Annotated in this window: 9 protein-coding genes and 1 tRNA gene; 5 read left to right on the forward strand and 5 right to left on the reverse strand. The window is 41.2% G+C overall.

What is annotated here, in order from left to right; all coding sequences use genetic code 11:
* Nucleotides 1-292: 292 nt before the first annotated feature.
* Nucleotides 293-2,602, forward strand: coding sequence for a CHASE2 domain-containing serine/threonine-protein kinase (locus H6G77_RS16965; RefSeq protein ID WP_190872184.1), 2,310 nt, complete (start codon nucleotides 293-295; stop codon nucleotides 2,600-2,602).
* Between the two features lie 18 nt (nucleotides 2,603-2,620).
* On the opposite strand, the gene H6G77_RS16970 is transcribed toward H6G77_RS16965, so the two are convergent.
* The 4 genes from H6G77_RS16970 to H6G77_RS16985 form a co-directional block, all read right to left on the reverse strand.
* Complete coding sequence (locus tag H6G77_RS16970) at nucleotides 2,621-2,956, reverse strand: XisI protein (protein WP_190590801.1); 336 nt, start codon at nucleotides 2,954-2,956, stop codon at nucleotides 2,621-2,623.
* Nucleotides 2,944-3,363 (reverse strand): XisH family protein, encoded by a 420-nt coding sequence (locus H6G77_RS16975; RefSeq protein ID WP_190590803.1) that lies wholly within the window; start codon nucleotides 3,361-3,363, stop codon nucleotides 2,944-2,946. Before H6G77_RS16975 ends, H6G77_RS16970 begins: the two co-directional genes overlap by 13 nt.
* Nucleotides 3,364-3,594: 231 nt before the next feature.
* The gene (locus H6G77_RS16980; protein WP_190872185.1) at nucleotides 3,595-5,196 is read right to left on the reverse strand and encodes a TROVE domain-containing protein; all 1,602 of its coding nucleotides are present in this window, start codon (nucleotides 5,194-5,196) and stop codon (nucleotides 3,595-3,597) included.
* Between the two features lie 262 nt (nucleotides 5,197-5,458).
* Nucleotides 5,459-5,588, reverse strand: a tRNA-Met gene (locus tag H6G77_RS16985).
* A 545-nt stretch (nucleotides 5,589-6,133) separates the two neighbouring features.
* Between H6G77_RS16985 and H6G77_RS16990 the strand changes: the two genes are divergently transcribed.
* Nucleotides 6,134-6,859 carry a hypothetical protein gene (locus H6G77_RS16990; RefSeq protein ID WP_190590807.1) on the forward strand — a complete coding sequence of 242 codons (726 nt, stop codon included), beginning with the start codon at nucleotides 6,134-6,136 and terminating at the stop codon, nucleotides 6,857-6,859.
* A gap of 83 nt (nucleotides 6,860-6,942) precedes the next feature.
* Here H6G77_RS16990 and H6G77_RS16995 read toward each other — a convergent pair whose 3' ends face one another.
* Complete coding sequence (locus H6G77_RS16995; protein ID WP_190872186.1) at nucleotides 6,943-8,067, reverse strand: quinone-dependent dihydroorotate dehydrogenase; 1,125 nt, start codon at nucleotides 8,065-8,067, stop codon at nucleotides 6,943-6,945.
* A gap of 198 nt (nucleotides 8,068-8,265) precedes the next feature.
* Here H6G77_RS16995 and H6G77_RS17000 point away from each other — a divergent pair, with 198 nt between their 5' ends.
* The 3 genes from H6G77_RS17000 to H6G77_RS17010 all read left to right on the forward strand — a co-directional run bounded on the left by H6G77_RS17000 (nucleotide 8,266) and on the right by H6G77_RS17010 (nucleotide 18,654).
* Nucleotides 8,266-11,130, forward strand: a complete 2,865-nt coding sequence (locus H6G77_RS17000) for a GAF domain-containing protein (RefSeq protein ID WP_190872229.1) — start codon at nucleotides 8,266-8,268, stop codon at nucleotides 11,128-11,130.
* A gap of 159 nt (nucleotides 11,131-11,289) precedes the next feature.
* On the forward strand, nucleotides 11,290-12,189 hold the full coding sequence (locus H6G77_RS17005) for an alpha/beta fold hydrolase (RefSeq protein ID WP_190872187.1): 900 nt from the start codon (nucleotides 11,290-11,292) through the stop codon (nucleotides 12,187-12,189).
* Between the two features lie 621 nt (nucleotides 12,190-12,810).
* Nucleotides 12,811-18,654 carry an ATP-binding sensor histidine kinase gene (locus H6G77_RS17010; protein WP_190872188.1) on the forward strand — a complete coding sequence of 1,948 codons (5,844 nt, stop codon included), beginning with the start codon at nucleotides 12,811-12,813 and terminating at the stop codon, nucleotides 18,652-18,654.
* Nucleotides 18,655-18,750: the final 96 nt, after the last annotated feature.

The following is an 18,750-nucleotide window of genomic DNA, read 5'->3' on the forward strand; positions in this document are numbered from 1 at the left end:
ATCATGAAATCAAGTTTCAGCGACCAATTTGCCACAACCTCAGCCTGTACAGTAGGAATTGCCTGGGTTTGACTCCAGTCAAGTAATCATCAATGCTCAAACTCAATCAACAAATAACTCAGACTGTCTTAGATTTGAAGGCCTTTCCCATTTAGATTTGGCATATTATCCAGAGTCAGAGAAGATAGATTACAAATGTATAAGATTTTCATTTAAGTTTTATTTCAATATGTTTTTAGTAGAAACGAGACTAAATAAATCAAGTTGTCTGTAAACCAATTATTAACACGATATGGCAGAAGAACCTACATCTACCTTCAGCAAAAAAAATGTCTCTACTGCCAATACAGCTTCAGGCAAACCCACAAAAGTCACATTGACAGCTTCACAGTCTAAACTTGTGGCTCGCTTAAGTCACTTTTTAGTGGCTGTATCTACCATCGGTTCAGCATTGCTGACTACTTCTGGTGTGGGCTGGGTGAATTTGATGGAGAGTCAGATATTTTCAGCGTTTTTTCAACTGCGGGGTACGATCGCACCACCAGCAGATATCGTGATTTTGGCAATTGACGACCAGTCAATTTCAGTTCCCGAACAGTACTATAATTCAGATCCAAAACAGTATGCCTACCTAGAACCACTGAAATCTTTTCCGTTTAAACGGGCTGCTTATGGACAAATTATCGAAAAATTAGTCAAAGCTGGGGCGCGGGCTGTGGCAGTTGATGTAGTATTTGACACACCCAGTAGCTATGGCAGTGAGGACGATCGCCAACTGCAAGCCGTCTTAAAAAAATATGGCAACAAAGTGACTTTAGCCGCGCTGTATGAGGATTTTGAGAGCCATCAAGGGACTTTTACACAGTTGACGCTACCCCAAGAGATGTTTCAAGTTGGTGGAGTGACAGTTGGTTCTGTAAATTTCCCCTTAGAAGCAGATGGCAAAGTTCATAAATTAGCCAGTGAATTTCCCAAGCTGTTAGCAGCTAATGGAATGTTGACAGAGAAAGCACCTGCTTTTGATGAAGCAGTTTTAGGTGCAGCCCAAGTCAAATATCCCCAGCCAAAAGGCGATCGCATTTATTTTTGGGGTTCAGCCGGAACATTTGAGCAAATTCCCTTATGGTATGTTCTCGACCCTCCAAATTGGCAGAACTATTTGCAGCAAGGTAGAGTTTTTCAAGACAAAATTGTTTTGATTGGCTCTACCGATAAACTCAACAATGATTATCACCCGGTAGCGGCGGTGAATCCCCCCCAGAGAATGGCGGGAGTTGAAATTCATGCCAATGCGATCGCCACTTTAATGCAGAATAAAGCGATCGCCCCAGCAATTTCTAGTTCAACATTGCAAGGATTGTTTGTGCTGATTTTAGTTGGCGCTACCGTCTACATTGCCAATAGAAGCAAGAGCAATATTAAACGCTTTGTGATTAGTTTAGCCGCAGCTAGTATTTGGGGAGGAATTAGCTATGTGTGCTTTATACACGGTCAGTTAATTTTTCCCACTGCCATCCCAATGATAGCGATCGCGTTCAATGGATTGTCTTATCTGGGAATAGAAGTTGCTAGAGAAAAATTGCGAACCCGTCAATTAGTCGTAATCTTTCAGAAATATAAAACATCTCCCGTTGTTCAAGAAATTATCAGCCAACAAAACGACTTACAAGACTTACTCCAGAAAAGGGATTTAGCCGTATCTGGCAAAATCCTCGCCGGACGCTACAAAATTGTCAAAGTTCTCGGTTCTGGTGGATTCAGCGAAACCTACATCGCTGAAGATATGCACCGTCCTGGTTATCCACGCTGTGTCGTCAAGCAATTAAAACCAGCCAATACCCAAGCAAAAAGTTTAGAACTTGCCAGACGTTTATTTCATTCCGAAGCCGCAACTCTCGAAAAACTGGGGACTCATCCGCAAATTCCCCAACTTTTGGCTTATTTTGAACAAGATGATGAATTTTATTTAGTTCAGGAATATGTCATAGGTCATTCCTTGATTAAAGAACTACCATCTGGTCAAGGTTTAAGAGAAGCTCAAGTCAGAGAAATTATCAAAGAACTATTACAAATCTTAGTCTTTGTTCACGAAAATGGTGTGATTCATCGAGATATTAAACCCAGCAATATCATGCGCCGCCATACAGATAACAAACTCGTCTTAATAGACTTTGGTGCAGTCAAAGAAGTCTCAGTTCCACAACTAGAAAATTCCGAACAAGCCCCTTTTACAATTGGTATTGGGACAAGAGGCTATGCACCTAGCGAACAATGCTTTGGTCGTCCGCAGTACAGTAGTGATATTTATGCGATCGGGATGATTGGGATTCGCGCCTTAACCGGAATTGCCCCCCATGAAATGAATAGAAATGAGAATGGCGAATGGCAATGGAGAAATCAAGCAATTGTCAGCGATGCCCTAGCTGAGATTTTGGAAAAAACGGTATTAGATGATGTTAAACAACGCTATCAATCAGCCGCAGAAGTGTTAGCAATACTGGATAAATTACCAATTTATCCAGATACGAATCTTTTACCACAAAATGATAATTCAAACTTACCGACTATACCTTGGTTGGAAGATTCGGCAGGGAATTTTTAAACTTCAAAAATAAATATTTTAACCCACAGCATAATCAGTAAACTGACGCATATAAGGCGAATGAAACCCTAAAACAATATCTTGCTTTGGTACACCCAATTCTACTAAATCAGCAGCAATATCATCTTCTGTACCATTCCATTGCAGCCAAATCTTTTCATTTTTAATGTCTAAATGTATGACCGGGCCATAAACACGTCTTCGATTACGCCAACCAACATAAAAAAGCTGATAATGGTCGTGTTCAGTATCAAAAATCAGTTGTACGTCTACATTATCTTCCCCTAAATCTCGCGCTGCATATTCTTTGAGTAATCTTTGGATATACTCTCGATAGATATCTAGCTTTGCCATAGCACAACCTCTTCTTTTTCGTCATCAAAAATCAATAAATTGACTTGACTACGTTGAATGACTGCCTGCACAAATGGCTGTGTCAAAAACTCATCATAAATGAGCCACGGTACCGCTAAGTATAAAACTTGTTCATAGCCAAAGTCAGTTAAAGCATAACGGTAGTTAATATACTGCCCTATAGCTAAATGGAATTCAGCCATCGCAGAAGCACCCAAAAAACTTTTGACTTCAACTGCAATTTTCTGCCCATTGCGTTCAGCTGCAACCAGTTTTTCTGCTCCCAAGTCTATATATAGTTTAGTTGTAGAACTAATCCGAATGCGGAGAGGATCATGTGTAATTAGCCACCCGTCTTTTTGCAGGGCTATTTTAACTGCATCATGAAATTTATCTTTCGCTGACATCCTATGCTAATTGTTGCTTTTAAGAGTATTTTAGCAAAGACCTATAGGGGTAATATTTAATTGAAACAAGTATAAAGGCGGGTGCGGGAATTGAACCCGCTAGTCCCCGGAGATGGTGGAGACGTTAACCGATAACCCTAAATTCTTCGTCCCAAAGGGCAAGTTGTGAACAAGGGATAACCCGCCGAGAAGTATGAAGTATGAAATTTTATACTTCATACTTCACAATTTTTACAACTCACCTGTCGCTAACATTTGGATGATGCGAGGTGTACCAGGGTCAAATCCTGCTAAATCCCAAGAAAGTGGATCTTGGGGATCTACCAAGGTGATGCGGTATGGTGTCAGAGTGACGTATACAGCCTTGACATTGGGATTGATTTTTTTGCGATACTCCTTCAAGGCTTGGCTAGGATGCTTGTAACCAGCCCAGCTTTCTGAGTCAGTCCAGAAGCAGACTACATCGGCTTTGAACTTATTTTTCATCATCCAGTCGTAAGCTACAGAGGCATCTGTACCACCGAAGTTTTGATTGCTGGCTTTACGCACCGCCGAACTAAAACTATCTTTAGCAGTGATATCTAAGTTCCGAAATTCATTAGCAAAGCCGCGAATCATGTAGTTTTTCTCGGCTTTGGCTGTGACGAGTGCCATTGTGGTGGCTATTTCACAGCAACTTAGTCCCATGTCTGCAACTAAGCTACCCATCGAACCGGAAACGTCTACAGCGTGCATGAAAACTTTGCCTGTGGGTTCTACGACATCAAAAGACAACTCAACGGCTTTCTCTAAGATGTCTACGATGCGAGGAACGGGAGTCCAAGTTTTCTTACTGCGTCCTAGTCTTCCCCCAGACTCGTAAGTTTTGAGGGCTTTCAAAATATCGATTGGGTGAATGCGACCTTTACGCAGATGTTCTTTATTGTTGAGAACTCCTTCAACCCGTAGCAAGTTGGTACTTTCGTCAGCACGTAATACGCCTAGTTCAGTTAGTGAACCGAGGTTTCGTAACATTGCACCGATGGGCATCTCTTGAAATAGCAACTGCCAAGCAGCTTTGTCCATATTGCCGACGGGTGCAGCCATTTCGTGGGTTAAGCGTCCTTGCAAAATGGCTTCGTGAGTTTGTCCAGGGTTGCGCTTTAGCCATTCATACCACCAAATCTGCGCCAAAGCTTGTGAGGGTATCTCTGTTGGTAATTCCTCCCAACCTCTGACAACCCATTCAAATAATTGACGGTGATTTTCTGTAGGTGGTTTGACGTGGAATAACCGCAAAGCATCGCGGTGGGTGAAGCCTTGGCGTTGTTGATATTTCAAGAGTTGATAAGCCAAACCTTTGACATCTTCTCTTGATAGCCAAGTTTTACCTGCTTCCCGGACAACTTTACCAAAGCCCCGCAGAGATTTGGTGTAGTTCAACCATTCGTAGAAGTGGCTACCTGTGCGGACAACTTGGGGAAAGATTTCAGCAAAGGCTTGTTTGGCTTCTTTTGTTTCACCCATCGACAGCAAGACCAAAGCCAGGATAGGTGCGCTGTTATTGATAGCTCGTCCATCGCTGGCATAGAGAATTTCTTCCGCAACACGGCTGGGATTTTCGGCAACAGCTTGGTTGACAACCGCTACAAAGTCTTCAGTTAATTCTTGTTTACCAGCATAGTAGGTGCTTTGGGCTGTCCCAACTAACAGACAGCGCCGCAGCATCTTCCATAAGCCAGCATCAAACATCCAGCCACCGGAACGTCCTTGAATCATCTCGGCTTCCCGTCCGGGGATGGGTTGAGTTTGTGGGGTGCTGATTTTGTTTCTGGTAAAGAAGTTGTAGTTCATGGTTTCATCTCCCGGCCCTTGCGGGCAAAAATGAAAGGTGGCAGGGCAGGATTTGTAGACGCGGTAGCGGCTTCCCGTTCGCCGTCAGGCGTTCCCGAAGGGTAGGGTACCTGCGACATCCCGCGTGGAAGGCGATAACCCTCATTCTTCGGCCTTTGCAGGCAAGGGGTGAATAAGGATGTTTAGGCGCTCTACCTACTGAGCTACCTGCCACATGAAAAATTTTGGATTTGAGATTTTGGATTAAATCTAAAATTAGGTTTGGTGTGGCAGGGTAGGAATCGAACCTACAGCCCTCCCGATTATGAGTCGATAACCCTCATTCTTCGGCCTTTGCAGGCAAGGAGTGAACAAAGATGTTTTTGGCGCTCTACCATTGAGCTACCTGCCACATAAGAATTATTTTTTACTCAGAACTCAGCACTTTGTTGGGTGTAGCGGAGCAGGGTTTTCACCTGCACCTCCAGAATTTTGTCTCAAGGATGTTTAAGTTATTTGCGATAACCCTTGATGTGTCGGCCTTTGCAGGCAAGGGGGGCGCTCTGGTATTTGAGCTATCCGCTACAGTTTTTGGCTAACTCCTTTGGGAATATCAACTTGTAGTATTAATGTAGTATATGTAATTTTAAACGTCAATAGGTTGAGCCAGTGAGAGATAAATATTTTTAACGTCAAGTGCGCTGAGATTTGTTGAATATAAGATGAAATACTTCTTAATGTTTATGTAAAGTTTTTGTTTTTGCTGAGTTTTTTTATCAGGAAAAAAAATTTTGCCTATTTTTGCCGAAAATTTGGGTTGTTTGGGTTTTAGATGAGGCAAGTTAGCGATCGCACACCTGCTTTTTTCCGTGATTTTGCCAAAAGATACAAAAACCAGTCCCAATTTTTGCCAATATAATATATTATTTCCCAAAAAATTCGCTTGGCAAAAATCGGCATGAGTGAAAAAACAATGGAAAGTGGCGGGAAAGGTTTTCTCGTTCTACTTTTGCCAATATCGTTTTTAATAATTTTCCTGGTTTCTACCTGGAGATTTTTGCTGGCGCTGGTTGTTTTGATTATTGGTTTCAATATCTGGCAACAATATCAATGGCAACAATGGTGTCAGCGAGTTAACCCGGTTTTCCATCAGTTAGTTCGGGAAAACCAGGGCAAAATTACACCAATGGACTTGGCAATGCGGGGTAGTTTTCCTGGCCCAACAGCAAAACGCTACCTGGATGGCAAAGCTTCAGAGTTTGGTGCAAGTATAGTCAATGCTGGTTCAGGCAATGAAGTTTATTACTTTATTACTGCCAGTATTTTGGGTAATATTCTTGACAGTAGCGAGCCTGTCAAAACTTTGTCTGCTCAACCTGTAACAACGGCTGCGCGATCGCTTTTAGCACCGCCAGCAACTCAAACACTATTAGCAGAACCAGAAGTTGAATTAGCAGCGCCAGCAACTCATACAGAAGTTAAACCCAATTTAGCAAAACAGTTAGTTTTCGGTTCACTGATTCAATCGGAATTAGCGAAACGGTTGAATGTTTATTCCAGCACTGTCTACAAACGGCGTAATGATCCAGATTTTCCCGAATGGACTCGCAGCCGTGATCCTGATGGTATTGCTTGGAGTTTCTCGGAAAAAACAAAAGAGTTCTTTCCTTTAGAAGAGTCATGAATGATTAGGGGTGAAATCCAATCAGGAGTCAGAATCCAGAATCAAAAATTTATTCTGACTCCTGAGTTCTGACTCTGAATACTTCAAACTTTTAATCCGATCGCTTCTGTGATGGAGTTTAATTTATTCTGCTCTAACTTGGTCAGCAAACCAGTTAAAATTCGGCGCACCATCAAGGGGCCTTCATAAATCCAGCCTGTATAAACTTGAATGAGGCTGGCTCCCGCAGTGATTTTTTCCCAAGCGTCTTCTGCGGAAAATATGCCACCAACCCCGATAATGGGAATTTGCCCTTGGGTTTGCTGCCAAATAAACTTGATAATTTCTGTGGAGCGATCGCGCAATGGCGCACCACTAATTCCGCCAGCTTCATCTCGCGGGGGTTTCCCAGTTGGGTGAATTAGCTGGGTTTTCAAGCCATCACGGCTGATTGTGGTGTTTGTGGCAATGATTCCTGCTAATTGGTAGGTTTTAGCCAAGCTAATAATGTCGGCGATCGCTTCCCATTCTAAATCAGGTGCTATCTTGACAAATATTGGTTTGTGTGTATTGTTTTCTGTTTGTAGTACGTCCAAGATAGAACTGAGCATAGCGGCATCTTGGAGCGATCGCAATCCTGGTGTATTGGGTGAAGAGACATTCACCACAAAATAATCGCCTAATTCTTTGAGTAAGCGGAAACTGTTGAGGTAGTCTGCGGCGGCGGCTTCTAACGGGGTGATTTTCGATTTACCTAAATTTATGCCGATGGGTATTGTATGAGTGAAATCTTTTTGTGCTGCTAACCTAGCAGCCATAATTTCTGCACCTTGATTATTAAAACCCATCCGGTTCAGGACAGCTTGATCTAAAGGTAGGCGAAATAACCTTGGTTGGGGATTTCCTGGTTGGGGGTGAAAAGTCACAGTTCCCAACTCAGCGAAGCCAAAACCAAAGTTAGACCAAATTTTTGCGCCTACCCCATCTTTATCAAAACCGGCGGCTAAACCCAAGGGGTTGGGAAAATTTAGCCCAAACAAATTTTGTTCCAGACGGCGATCGCACAGACAAAAAGACTGCTGTAAAGTTTGATTGATTAAACTAGCAGGAGCATGATGATTTTGCGATAACCAATCTAGACTGCGAATAGCCTGCTTATGTAACCACTCTGCATCTGTTTTCAGCAGGTTAAACAGTAGGGGACGAAGGGCAATTTGGTAAATATCCATGTGGGGAAGTTAGGGAGTGGGGAGTTGGGAGTGGGGGATAAGGGAGGGAAGAGGGGACAAGGGAGACAAGGGAGCAGGAGGAGAATTTTGGACTCAGTACTTTTTGAATCCAACATCTAAAATTTAAAATCCAAAATGGTATTAGGTTGCTTTTCTGGGCATCTTATATATTAAAGAGCGATGTCAACTAAAAATCCAATGGGGCAGCCACAAAGACCGATAGCAGCTGAACATACAATCATTGCTTTGGGACGTGTCCTCCAAACCTTAAGGGAAGAGGATAATGTTGATGTTCTGATTGATACTACGATTGCTTATATTCAAGAGCAGTTTGACTACAACTTGGTTTGGATTGCTTTATATGACTTACCAAAACATACATTAGTTGGTAAAGGTGGGGTTGCGCCTGATGGTGATACTAAGTTTTTACGCAAACAGGTGACACTTACTCCCGGCGGACTTTTAGAACAAGTAGTCATTGAACAGCGTCCCTTGGGTGTGGCTGATTTGCGGCTGGAACCTCGCGCAGCTGAATGGCAAGAAATTGGGAAAAAATTTAATATTCAGGGAACGATTGTTTTACCGATTCGCTATCGAGACCGTTTTTTAGGTTTATTATTATTTGGTTCGGAACGTTGGGGATATTTGTTACCAGGGGATGCCAAAGCTCGTTTGTTAATGGTGTTGGGCGAACTGGGAGCAGTGCTTTATCAACAAGAATTGAATTTACAGCAACAGCAAACAAAGCATCTTGATCAGCCGATATTACACTTATTAGAAAACTTACGTACTCTCAATAATATAGACCAAAAGCTGAAAGCAGTTGTTCAAACAACACATCAATTTGTTGCGCCTAGCCGGACAAATATTTACTGGTTTGAGCGCCAAGGGCGTTATTTTTGGTGTCGGATGAGTAATCAACTGGCTAATATTGGTCGGAATAACAGCCAACAGCAACTAGCGGCGGGGATGACAGTCCAGGATTTAAGTGAATTTTATTATGCTTTGTCGGTGAATCAAATTGTTTTGATTGGTGATGAGCGCAGTTCTTTAAAAAGTCATTTTACTGCCAAAGTGTTGGAACGTTTGCAGGTGCGATCGCTTTTAGCCGCGCCGATTATGTGGCAAAAAGAACTATTGGGTTTTCTGGCGGTAGAAGCTAATGAACCACGCATTTGGACAGAAGCAGATAAAAACTTTGTTCAAAGTGCGGCTGGGTTAGTTTCTTTAGTTGCGCCTAGCGAAACTATGGATACTACTATCAAGCAAATTCAAGAAGATGCCCAATTAACGAGCCAAGTTGCCCAAGCAATTTATCACGAAGATGACTTGCAAGCAACTTTACGCACCTGTGCCACTAAAGTTTTAACGCGCTTTGCTGCCACTCGTTTTTTACTTTTACAATACAACCCTGATTTAAATAGTTATCAAATTATTTTTCAAACCCAACCCCAAAATCGTCGTCCCCTGACAGTTAGCTTCAATACGCTCAAAGATATGGATGAGCAGATGTTGAAGTCCGCTACCACAGCCGTAGAAGTGCAGAAAGTAGAAGAAGATTTGCGGTTTTTTAACTGGCGACCTTTGTTATTAGAACATGGAATGCGATCGCTGTTGGTTTGTAACTGCGCTCAAGAGCATACACCAAATGCCCTGTTAGTGATTGCCCACGAAACAAATCGGGGTTGGGCAAGCTTAGACAAAGAATTATTGTGGGCTGTCAGTCAACAAATTGGCGTAATTGTCCGCCAGTGGCAATTAAATGCGGAAGTTGAACAACAGCAAAAAATTCTCCATAGTATTCAGCGATGCTTACGTATTCTCGAAAAAACCCAAAATGACACAACTGAGTCGGGTGTAGAACGTCTAGAACGCACCGCCATAGAACAAATCGCCACTGTTCTCCATTCTCCGTTAGCAGTGTTGTTATCTTGGTCGCCGGGGGATAACTTTGCAGAAATTATTCCGAGTGTGATTCATGATAGTCGATTTGCGGTTGTGACCGATCAACCAGTTCCCATTCACACAGAAGCGATAATTCAGTGGGCATTAGCCAAAGATGATTATGTATGTGTGTATGCTGATGATTTACCAGCAGAAACCAGAAAATGGTTAAATGGACAAAACATTGGTCAAGTTTTAGCGATCGCACTCCGCACTAGTCCTGATTATGCACCCACAGGTGTAGTATTAGTTGCCGATTACCGCGAACGTTATTGGACAGAACAAAGTCTAAATGCTACAGAGACTTTGGTGACACAATTAGCATGGTCGCGTCGTCAACAACAAGTTACCAAATTGCTGGAGTCCTCGAACCAAGAATTGCGCCAACTCAACTGGTACAAACATCGTCGCCTCGAAGAAATTCAACGCACTGCCACACAGTTATTCAGCCAAATTGAAGACTTGGGTATTCCCAGTAATGAACTGACACAGACACGTTATAAACTCTTACTGCGGCAATTAGACCATAACACCGCCGCCATGACAGCCTTAGTTAAACTAGAGCAATGGCAATTGCATCAGAGTTCTGAAACTATGCCCATAGCCAGTTTGTTGAAGCGATCGCTCGAACGAGTGGATAATTTACTCAAGCAACGTAAACTTTGGGCAGGAGTGCATGGTTTAGGACAATCCGCCACCGATACAGATTCCGGTAATAGTGGAATCTTCCTCAAAGGATTGCAATCTTCCAGTTATCCCTCATCCTTAGCAATTACAGGCGATATCGTTAAATTTGAATTAGTACTATATGAATTATTGATTGTCGCTTGTAACCGTTCTCAAAGTGGCGGCAGAATTGATATTTGGTGTCGTCGCTTAGAAGAAAAATTGCTAGAAATCTCAATTACAGATCATGGAATGATTGAACCGCCTTTGTTAGCAGCACTACAACATCAAATACCCAAAGATATACTAGCCCGTTCTTACCTCAACCAACCACCAGCTTTACACCTGCTAATTTGTCAACAACTCACACAACAGTTAGGCGGAACCCTAGATTTTTATCAGTTACCAGATTATCGGGTAGTTAGTCGTTTAGTTTTACCTTTAGCTGATTGAAGAAAGAAAGGGTGAATGGGTATAGGGGTGAAGGGGTGTATGTATTCAAAACCCTTCACCCTCACACCCCTAAACCCTTCTTAACAAACAACCTTTGTAAATCAGTCTTGTTCCAGCTCTACATTAAAGTTAAATGGATACAAGCTGGATGGGTTTAAGATGGCTGTGAAAACAAAGCATCAATTTTCATTTGAGTGGCAGCAAAAGCGTTATGCGATCGCTTACGATACAGTCGGTCAGGGTAAACCTGTATTGCTGTTACCTGCTTTTAGTACGGTTTCTAGCCGTGGGGAAATGCAAGGAATTGCTGAGAGAATTGCCCATTGCTATCAAGCAGTAACACTCGATTGGTTGGGATTTGGTGAATCTGAACGCCCTGCTTTAGATTATCAACCGACGCTGTTACAGCAGATGCTTCAGGCCTTTGTCCAACAAACTTTCTCGGAACCAGTGGCGATCATTGCGGCTGGTCATACGGCTGGCTATGCCTTGCAACTGGCTCAACAACAACCCCAGACTTGCTCTAGCATAATTTTAGTTGCGCCTACTTGGCGTGGCCCTTTACCAACAATGGGCGTACCCAAACCACTAGCAACAGCAGTCCGACAACTGGTCAGATTTCCCGTGATTGGTCAAGGACTTTATCAAGGAAATACAACCAAAGGCTTTTTGCGGCTGATGTATGGTAGGCATGTTTATGCAGATAAATCACACCTCACAACAGAGTTTATTGAGCAGAAACAGCAAATTACTCGACAACCAGGGGCGCGATTTGCCCCAGCGGCCTTTGTGACAGGTGGACTTGATCCAGTGCGCGATCGCCAAGAATTTCTCACATTACTGCAATCTTCACCTGTGCCTGTGCTGTTAATTTTAGCAGCACAAGCCCCTCCCTATTCCAAACAAGAAATGACTGCAATGGCCGCAATTCCAAAAATTCAATCATTAACTCTACCTGGCACATTAGGAATGTCTGAAGAATATGCAGCCGAAGTTGCACAAGCTATATTACCCTTTTTAGATGCTAATATCCCCCATAATTCAGGAGTGAGGAGTTAGAATTTAGTCTCCCATTGAAGAATTCAGGAGTCAGAATCAATCAGGAGGAGATTCAGACTCACCGATGATTGTAGAGTGCAAAATCTTCTATTTTCTGGGATCTTTAACCTATAGCAATCCTAAATTATTTGTGAAATTCCTTTTCTTTCCCTTCCTCTCCTTCTTTGCGTCCTTTGCGGTACCCTACCTTTCGGGAACGCCTGACGGCGAACGGGAAGCCGCTTCGCGTCTACGTTAAAAAGAATATTTTTTCACAACTCAGACAGGATTGCTATATAGGAATCATATTTGATTTCTGAAAACAATCAGCACACCCACAAAATGATCTTTTCTACTCCCGACTCCCGATTCCCCACTCCCAGCTTTTACAGATAATTTCAACAATCAAAGCGGATTCCTAAAGTCATCCATGCGCGGCTGACCACAGAATTTAATTCTGGATTCTGACTCCTGACTGCTGAATTCTGTTTGATAACAAAATGCCAATCGTAGGCTTTACTAGTTATCTTTAAAATTGCAACGATCTACTGAGAAAAATCTTACTGTTCACAATAATTAAACTAAGGGAATAATAAATTTGTTAATGTCTGCTATGCCAATTATGTACTGAGGTATGTGGAAATGAATACACCTGTGGATATAACAGCAAAAATTCCTGGCTACCAACTGATAGAACAAATTTATTCTGGTTCTAGAACAGTAGTTTACCGAGGTATTCGCACAGTAGACGACCAACCTGTAGTAATTAAATTACTCAATCGAGAGTTTCCCAGTTTTAGCGAACTTTTGCAATTTCAAAATCAGTACACCATCACGAAAGAACTTGATTTTTCTGGGATTGTTCGTCCTTTAAGTTTAGACACATATCGAAATAGCTATGCCTTCGTGATGGAAGATTTTGGAGGCTTGTCATTACGAGAATATTTGAATAATCAAAGATTAACATTGCTGGAGTTTTTAATTATTGCTCTGCAAATGTGTGATATTCTTCATTACCTGTATCAAAATCGGGTAATTCACAAAGATATTAAGCCAGCCAATATATTAATTAATCCCCAAACCCACGAAATTAAACTTATCGATTTTAGCATTGCTTCGCTGTTACCTAAAGAAACTCAAACACTGATTAGCCCGAATATTTTAGAAGGAACTCTGGCTTATTTATCTCCAGAACAAACTGGCAGAATGAATCGCGGAATTGATTATCGCAGTGATTTTTATGCTTTAGGAGTGACATTTTTTGAACTGTTAACCGGAGAATTACCTTTCAACAGTGAAGATCCAATGGAGTTGGTGCATTGTCATATTGCGAAAATGCCGACTAGTCTAGAAGGTAGAAGAGAAGAGATACCAAAAGTTTTAGGCGATATTGTGATGAAACTGATGGCGAAAAATGCCGAAGACCGCTATCAGAGTGCTTTAGGATTAAAACATGATTTAGAAATTTGCTTGTCGCATTTGCAAGCAACTGGGACAATTGTCAACTTTGAAATTGCTGAGTGGGATATTTGCGATCGCTTCATCATCCCTGAAAAATTATACGGCCGAGAAAAGGAAGTTGAGCAAATTCTAGCAGCATTTGAGCGAGTAGCTACAGTGCAAGACTCATCTCGTTTTCGCAGTGAATTAGTCTTGGTTGCTGGTTTCTCTGGTATTGGTAAAACAGCCGTTGTCAACGAAGTGCATAAACCAATTGTTAGACAACGTAGTTATTTTATTAAAGGTAAATTTGACCAATTTAACCGCAATATTCCTTTTTCGGCTTTTGTGCAAGCACTCAGCGATTTAATGCGGCAGTTATTAACTGAAACTGACCAACAATTACAAACATGGCAAGCTAAAATTCTCCAAGCGTTAGGCGAAAATGGTCAAGTAATTGTGGATGTGATTCCCGAATTAGCCAAAATTATTGGTCAACAACCACCTATACAAGAATTATCTGGGACGGCGGCGCAATATCGCTTTAATTTATTATTACAAAAATTCATTCAAATATTTGCAACTCAAGAACATCCTTTAGTAATCTTTTTAGATGATTTACAATGGGCTGATTTAGCTTCTTTACAGCTAATTAAACTCTTAATGAGTGAAGTCGATAGTAGTTTTCTACTATTAATTGGGGCTTATCGAGATAATGAAGTATTTCCTGGACATCCTTTAATGTTGACATTAGAGGAAATTCACAAAAGTAATTCCAGAATTAATCCAATTAACTTACAACCTCTCAGCGAAGCAAATTTCAATCAGTTAGTGGCTGATACATTAGGTTGTACAGCAGAATTATCTTTACCACTGGCTCATCTGATATATCAAAAAACTCAAGGTAATCCATTTTTTAGTACGCAATTTCTCAAAGCTTTACACCAAGATGGACTAATTTACTTTGATTTTAATCAAGGTTTATGGCAATGTTATATTACTCAAATTAGCCAGCGATCGCTAACTGATGATGTGGTCGAATTTATGGCGATGCAGTTACAAAAACTGCCAGCATCTACACAAGAAATATTGCAACTAGCTGCTTGTATCGGCAATCAATTCGATTTAAAAACCTTAGCAATTGTTTGTCAAAAATCAGACCGAGAGGCGGCAGCGGATTTGTGGGAAGCCTTACAAGCAGGATTAATCTTACCCCAAAGTGAAGTTTACAAATTTTTTGTAGGTACAGATAATCAAAATTCCACTGCACAAAATTCTCAATCTGTTACTTATAAATTTCTCCATGACCGCGTTCAGCAAGCGGCATATTCATTAATTCCTGATGAACAAAAGCAAGCCACTCATTTACAAATTGGCAGACTCTTACTCCAAGATATTGCTGATGAGCAGCAGGAAGAAAGCATTTTTGCAATTGTTGGGCAGCTTAATTTAGGACAGAGTTTAATTACTGACGTAAATGAAAAAATTTTACTAGCAAAATGTAACCTCAAAGCTAGTCAAAAAGCCCTCCTTGCCACAGCTTATACTAGTGCTTTGGATTATGCCAGGAGTGGCTTAGAATTATTAAATGAATCTGCCTGGAATGACCAGTATTTATTAACTCTCAATCTATATAATTTAGCGGCGGAATCAGCTTATTTATCAGGTAATATTACAGCAATGGAGGGTTATGCCCAAGAAATTCAACTAAATGCACAAACCCTCACTGATACTGTCAAAATTACCGAAGTTAAACTCGAAGCTTACACCAATCAAGGTCAATTTGTGTTTGCCATTGAAATGGCATTAGATTTACTGAATAATTTAGGCATTGATTTGCCGAAACAACCTGCACCAGCAGAAATTCCCGCCGCTTTTCAAGCGATCGCCCTGCAACTAAATGGGCGATCGGCGGCTGAGTTACTAACTCTTCCACCGATGACTGATGCAATAGCCTTAGCTGCTATGCGGATTTTAGTTGAGGTTGGGGCTGCTACCTATGCTTGTCAGCCAGAGTTATTTCCTCTGGTGACTTTGAAACAACTAGAATTATCACTCCAGTATGGTAATGCTAATACTTCTGTAAGTGGCTATGTTGGTTATGGGCTGTTGTTGTGTGGGGTACTGGAAGACTTTTCCACAGGTTATGAGTTTGGACAACTAGCACTCAACCTCTGTGAACAATTACATGAACAAGAGTTTTATGGACGTACACTCGTTCTTGTCAATTTTTCTATTAAATTCTGCACTCATCATCTCCAACAAACTCTTGCACCCTTACAAGAAGGATACAACCGCAGTCTAGAAGTAGGAGACTTGGTATTTGCGGGTTTTGCTGGGTTTACTTATTGTGCCAACTCTTATTTTACTGGGCAGCCTTTAAACGAACTAATTCAAAATATCAATACATACAGTCAAGGTATCCAACAAATTCATCAGCAAACAGCTTTAAATTTTATCAAAACCTATGAACAAACAGTGTTAAATCTCTTAGGAAATGCGGCTAATCCTGTTGTTTTGACTGGGGAAGCAATGGACGAAGCAAGTATGTTGACAATACTGCATCAACTTGGTGATAACTCAGGATTGTGGTTTTTGTTAACAAACAAAGTGTATTTGTGTTTCCTGTTTGGAGAATATTCTCAAGCTGTAGATGTAGCCCAACAGGCTAAACAATTTTTAGGAGGCGGGGCTGGGACATTCAGTGTAACTCTGTTGTATTTTTATGAATCACTGGCACTGTTAGCGACATCAGGTAATGCTGAAATTATCGCAGCTAATCAAGAAATGCTGCGGAAAAGGGCGTTGCCTGCACCAATGAATTTTCAACATAAGTATGACTTAATTCAAGCCGAACAGCATCGAGTATTAGATCAAAAACTGGAGGCGATGGAATTATACGATCGCGCTATTGCCGGCGCAAAAGCAAATGGCTATCTTCAAGAAGAAGCCTTAGCGAATGAATTGGCGGCAAAATTTTATCTTGATTGGGGTAAGGAAACAGTCGCCCAAGCATATCTACAGCAAGCATATTACTGCTATGCTCATTGGGGTGCCAAAGCCAAAACAGACGATTTAGAACAAAAATATCCCCACCTGCTGCAACATATTCTGCAACAGCGAAGACTTAACCTGAATCTGCAAGAAACCATCAGCAACGCTACTATTGCTACATATACTCAGCAAACTTCTACTTCTCATAGCAGCAACTTTTCTGACAGTCTAGATTTCGGCGCTATTCTCAAGGCTTCAAGGGTGTTATTAAGTGCAATCAAACTTGAGGAATTGATTACAAATTTAATGCAAGTGTTATTGCAAAATTCTGGAGCACAGAAAATAGCATTGGTATTGTCAGAAAATCCCGATTGGGTTGTGGCATCTATAGCAACCATTGAGGATGTCGAGACTTCTATTTTCTCACCCCATGCTCTCGACAGCAGTGATGATGTCCCCATTAAAATGATTTATGCAGCTAAACACACCCTGCAACCAATTATTATTCACAACATCACTAAAGAAAATACCTGGGTGACAGATAGTTATATTCAGCAACATTCACCCAAGAGTATTGTTTGTCATCCGATTATTAATCAGGGTAAATTAATTGGTGTATTGTATTTAGAAAATAGTTTAACCAGCGAAGTCTTTACTCGCGATCGCATCGAAATTATCAACTTACTCTGCACTCAAGCGGCGATTGCTTTAGAAAATGCCCGGTTGTATCGAGATGCTCAAAACTATGCTCTACAATTAGAACAATCTTTAGCACAACAGCAAGCCAGCCAAGCTCAATTTCGCAATCTTGCAGATAACATTCCTGGTGTGGTTTATAAGTTCCGGCTTGCGCCTGATGGTGCGGTTTCTGTTCCTTATATTAGTTCTGGTTGTTATGAACTGTATGGCGTAGATCCAGAAGAGGTGATGGCAGGTAGACAAGCCCTTTACACTCTACACCATCCTGAAGATGACCCATTTATTGCCCAGGCAATTGCTGAATCTGCCCAAAATTTAACACCGTTTGAGCAAGAGTGGCGAATTATTTTACCTTCGGGAACAGTGAAATGGATTCAAGTAAATGCGCGTCCCGAACTGCAAGCCGACGGCGCAATTATCTGGGATGGGGTGGTAATTGATGTGAGCGATCGCAAACTTGCAGAAATCGCACTCAAACAAAAATCTCAGGAATTAAAACAAGCACTCTCTAATTTGCAACAAGCTCAAATACAAATCGTCCAAAGTGAAAAAATGTCAGCGTTGGGTAATTTAGTCGCGGGAGTCGCCCATGAAATGAATAATCCTTTGGGTTTTATTGTTGCCAGCCTCAAACAAGTTAAACCAATTCTTGCAGATATATTTAACCACTTGAAGTTATATCAAGATAGCTTCCCCGATGCAAATCCAGAGATTTTTAAACATGCTGAAATAATTGACTTGGAATATAGTTTAGAAGATTTACCTAAAATTATAGATGCAATGGTGATTGCCTGCGATCGCTTAAAGAATATTAGCACTAGCCTGCGGACATTTTCCCGCGCTGATCAAAATTATCAAGTAAAATTTAATTTACATGAAGGTATTGATAGCACAATTTTAATTCTCAAGCATCGCCTCAAAGCTAATAACCAACGTCCAGCCATTGAAGTCATCACTAATTATGGTGATTTACCGCAAGTCAACTGTTTTCCTGGGCAATTAAACCAGGTATTTATGAATATCCTGGCTAATGCGATTGATGCTTTAGAAGAAGCAAGTATTGGTAAAAAATTTGCCGAAATTCAAGCTCATCCTAATTGCATTACAATTACAACGGCAATAGTAGATAAATATGTCAATATTTCCATTGCTGATAATGGTAAGGGCATGAGTGAAGACATCAAACAAAAAATATTTGACCATTTATTTACTACCAAATCTGTGGGTAAAGGTACAGGTTTAGGATTGGCGATCGCCCTTCAAATTATTGAAGAAAAACACGGCGGTAAAATCAACGTTAATTCTGTTGTTGGTGAAGGAACTGAATTTATAATTTCTCTACCCATAGCTTAAGTTATATTGTGTACGGTAAAAGACTTATTATAAAGACCGCAGGGAGCAGGGAGCAGGGAGAAAGGAGAAGGAGAAGAAGAGTTTTGCCTTTTAACT

The organism is Aulosira sp. FACHB-615, from assembly GCF_014698045.1.
GTDB lineage: Bacteria > Cyanobacteriota > Cyanobacteriia > Cyanobacteriales > Nostocaceae > Nostoc_B.

Excerpts from the sequence above, each read along its gene's own strand:
- H6G77_RS17000 (WP_190872229.1), top strand. The coding sequence starts at position 8,266 with ATGGGGCAGCCACAAAGACCGATAGCAGCTGAACATACAATCATTGCT.
- H6G77_RS17010 (WP_190872188.1), top strand. The coding sequence starts at position 12,811 with ATGAATACACCTGTGGATATAACAGCAAAAATTCCTGGCTACCAACTG.
- H6G77_RS16975 (WP_190590803.1), bottom strand. The coding sequence starts at position 3,363 with ATGTCAGCGAAAGATAAATTTCATGATGCAGTTAAAATAGCCCTGCAA.
- H6G77_RS16970 (WP_190590801.1), bottom strand. The coding sequence starts at position 2,956 with ATGGCAAAGCTAGATATCTATCGAGAGTATATCCAAAGATTACTCAAA.
- H6G77_RS16995 (WP_190872186.1), bottom strand. The coding sequence starts at position 8,067 with ATGGATATTTACCAAATTGCCCTTCGTCCCCTACTGTTTAACCTGCTG.
- H6G77_RS16965 (WP_190872184.1), top strand. The coding sequence starts at position 293 with ATGGCAGAAGAACCTACATCTACCTTCAGCAAAAAAAATGTCTCTACT.
- H6G77_RS16980 (WP_190872185.1), bottom strand. The coding sequence starts at position 5,196 with ATGAACTACAACTTCTTTACCAGAAACAAAATCAGCACCCCACAAACT.
- H6G77_RS16990 (WP_190590807.1), top strand. The coding sequence starts at position 6,134 with ATGAGTGAAAAAACAATGGAAAGTGGCGGGAAAGGTTTTCTCGTTCTA.
- H6G77_RS17005 (WP_190872187.1), top strand. The coding sequence starts at position 11,290 with ATGGCTGTGAAAACAAAGCATCAATTTTCATTTGAGTGGCAGCAAAAG.